General features: G+C 69.1%; 4 protein-coding genes. 1 reads left to right on the plus strand and 3 read right to left on the minus strand.

What is annotated here, in order from left to right; translation table 11 throughout:
- Nucleotides 1-347: 347 nt before the first annotated feature.
- Nucleotides 348-908, minus strand: coding sequence for a TetR/AcrR family transcriptional regulator (locus ACFYP3_RS37365; RefSeq protein WP_388842555.1), 561 nt, complete (start codon nucleotides 906-908; stop codon nucleotides 348-350).
- 97 nt (nucleotides 909-1,005) lie between these two features.
- Between ACFYP3_RS37365 and ACFYP3_RS37370 the strand changes: the two genes are divergently transcribed.
- The gene (locus ACFYP3_RS37370; RefSeq protein ID WP_388842557.1) at nucleotides 1,006-1,602 is read left to right on the plus strand and encodes a DUF2867 domain-containing protein; all 597 of its coding nucleotides are present in this window, start codon (nucleotides 1,006-1,008) and stop codon (nucleotides 1,600-1,602) included.
- Nucleotides 1,603-2,276: 674 nt separating this feature from the next.
- Here the strand turns inward: ACFYP3_RS37370 and ACFYP3_RS37375 are convergent.
- Together ACFYP3_RS37375 and ACFYP3_RS37380 are read right to left on the minus strand one after the other, a co-directional pair.
- Nucleotides 2,277-2,546 (minus strand): hypothetical protein, encoded by a 270-nt coding sequence (locus tag ACFYP3_RS37375; RefSeq protein WP_388842559.1) that lies wholly within the window; start codon nucleotides 2,544-2,546, stop codon nucleotides 2,277-2,279.
- Nucleotides 2,547-2,566: 20 nt separating this feature from the next.
- Entirely contained in the window at nucleotides 2,567-2,923 is a 357-nt protein-coding gene (locus ACFYP3_RS37380; RefSeq protein ID WP_388842561.1) for a hypothetical protein, read from the minus strand.
- Nucleotides 2,924-3,076: the final 153 nt, after the last annotated feature.

A 3,076-nucleotide genomic window follows, 5' to 3' on the forward strand; every position in this document is an offset into this window, starting at 1 on the left:
CCCTCTCGGGCTTTCCTCCGGGCTTTCGTTCTGTTTTGTTGCTGTGTTCTTGCGTTTCCGACTCTATCAGACTCTTTCGTGTCCGACTTCCTCGGCGCTTTCCGGTTCCGGCGCTTTCGCGCTTTCCCTTTCCGGCGATTCCGACTCTATCAGAAGTTCTCCACCGGATTTCCCCGGCTTCGATTCCCGAATGAAGAGTCGACTGTCCCCACTCGAAAGTGATTCCTTGTGGGGGCTGCTGCCGAGCGTGTCCGCTCCAGGCAACTTCTCGACTCTACAACCCGACCTGGGAGGTGTCAAAATCGGCTTGACTCCCGGGTTAAGCCGACCCCTGACGCCCCCAGGGGCTACTTCAGCAGCCACTTCCTGGTCAGCTCCATCACCTCGGCGCGGCTGCGGCCGCCGTGGTCGGCGGCGATGAAGTGGTAGCCGATCCGCAAGGAGAAGGCGATCAGGGACCTGACCTCGACTTCGTCCTCGTCGGAGCAGATGGAGCGGAACAGGGAGCGCAGGTAGTCCATGCGCCGGTTGTCCGCGCGCCGGAGCCGCTCCGCCACGGCCTCGTCACGCCGGGCCCAGTCACGCATCGCGAGGTCCGGCCCGACCCCCGTCGCCGGCCCGTCGCCGGCCGCCGCCACGATGAGGAACAGCCGCTCCAGCCTGTCCCTCGCGTCTCCCCCTTCGCTCTCGACCCGCTCGATCACCGCTTCGGTGACCTCGCGCTCCCACGTATCGAGCATCTCGGTGAGGAGGGCGTCCCGGTTGGCGAAGTAGCCGTAGAAGCCCCCCTTGCTGACGCCGAGCGCCTGGGCCAGGACCTCGATCCTGACCGCCTCCGGGCCTCCGGCGGCCAGCGCCCGCAGGCCCTCCTCGATCCACTTGCCGCGTGGCGTGCGGGTCACGCCCATGCCTGTCTCCCATCCCCTCGCGCCCAGCCATCTATACGGCACCGTACAGATGGGCTAGTCTTCTTCTATACGGCATCGTATAGACAGGGGCTTGCTGATGAGACTTCCCCGCACCGCGCACACCTCTCGGCCCTGGCGCATCCACGAGCTCGCCGGCGACTTCCGGCTCGAGGACGTGTGGGCCCTGCCGACGCCGGGCGGCCCCGACGACCTCGAACGGCTCGTGCACCAATTCGCCACCGGCAAGGGGGATCCCGTCCCCTCGCTCCTCGGGCGCGCGCTGTTCGCGGTGCGCTGGAAGCTCGGGGCGCTCCTCGGCTGGGACAAGCCCGCCGATGGCCTCGGCCAGCGGGTGCCGACGCTCCGCGACCGCCTGCCCGCGGATCTCCTGGAGGGACCCCGCGGCCCGGACCCCGCCTCGGTTTCGTTCACGTCCGTCTACCAGACGCACGACGAGTGGGTGGCGGAGATGGCGAACCGGACCGTGCACGGGTTGATGCACATCGGCTGGGTACCGGACGGAACCGGCGGCTACCGCGGCCAGATGGCCGTCCTGGTGAAGCCCAACGGCCGTTTCGGCGCCCTCTACATGGCAGCCATCAAGCCCTTCCGCTACCTGGGCGTATACCCGGCCCTGCTCCGGAGCATCGGCCGCGAATGGCAGCGCACCCTCCCCACCAAGCCCGCAGGCTGACCACTCGCCGGGCCGGTCCCGTTCGCAGCAGACTGGCTGGCCTCCATCGACTCCACCGTCGTGCGGGCTTACGGCACACCGCCGTCTACGGCTCGACGAACGCACGCGCGGCGGCGGTCGCCGCTGTCCTCGTACGGGACCAAGGCCACCGACCCCGATCGAGTCACTGCCCCGTGCCGAGTCGCTCCTGTGGGCACGGGGCGGGGTGATCCGAGTGGTGCCGAGTGGAACTACGGCGAGCGTTCTTGCCGGTCACCAACGGGCATGGCGGCGGGTGATCGACGATCCCGCACCGGGTGCGGACCGGGACCGGGGTGCAGTGGCCTGCCCGACCACTTTCACCCGTGGAAGACCGTCTACGGTCGAACCCAAGCGGGTCGTCCTCCCACACAACCCAGCAATACACGCCCTGGTTCCGGCGCCGGGCGCAGCTGGCGAAGGCAGCCAGGTCACCCACCATCGCGTCCGCGCACTCCGGGTCGATGACCTCTCCGCACTCCACACGCAGCAGCGCCCACGAGGCAGCGCCGTCACGCACCTGAGCGTGCCCGGCGTCCGCGAGTGCGGTGGACGGGCGAGGCGGTCTCGAGAAGGTGGTGCTCGCCCGGGCATCGTCCCGACGGGCCGCGCTCAGGGGCCTGGTGGGCCGGGGGCGACCGCGGGGACGGGCCGGCTCAGAGGTTGACGCGCTTCAGGTAGACCCGGCGGCGGTGGGGGATGGTCTGGTACCAGACCATCAGGTGCTCGTCCTCGTACGTACGCAGCCGCATCGGGTGGGGATCCTCGTAGAGGCTGCCGTCCTTGGGGTCGATCGCCATCGAGGCCAGCTCGACCAAGCCGTCCAGGACGGCGGTGACGAGCTCCTGGTGCTCCGCGGCCATGTCCCCGAGGACCCACAGCCGGCTGGGATCGCACTCCCACGCCCAACCGCTGTCGTTCTCCACGCCTTCGCCCCGCGGCGCGGTCACTGACCGATCTCGCGCTGCGCCTCGGTGAGGATGCGGCTGCTCGTCTCCATGGCGGCCCGGAACTCCTCTTCCGTGGCGTCCGGGTCGCCGGCCACCCGCTCCGCCTCGTGCAGCGCGGCCGAACGCGCCGGCCAACGGTGGATCGCCACGTGCGTCGCCCACTTGATCAGGAAGAACCGCAACGGGTTGATGGCACCGGTCTCCGCGGCACGGTCGAAGGCCTCGTTGCACTCCTTGTCGAGCACGGCCAGATTGGCCATGTCGATGCGGCGTACGGCGTCCCGGAGGGCTTCGCGTGTCATCGCCGGCTGAGGGATGAGCGGCCCGCCGTCTTCCAGCTGCTGTGCAGTCATCGTGTCCTCCAGGGGAACGCGGCCAGGATACCCAGCCGGGCCGGTGACGCTGCCGGTAAACGCAGAAAAGCCCCGCACCGAACCCCGAAGGGTTTGGTGCGGGGCTTCCCGCAATGATTGTTCGGCGGCGTCCTACTCTCCCACAGGGTCCCC

The organism is Streptomyces sp. NPDC005533, from assembly GCF_042871845.1.
GTDB lineage: Bacteria > Actinomycetota > Actinomycetes > Streptomycetales > Streptomycetaceae > Streptomyces.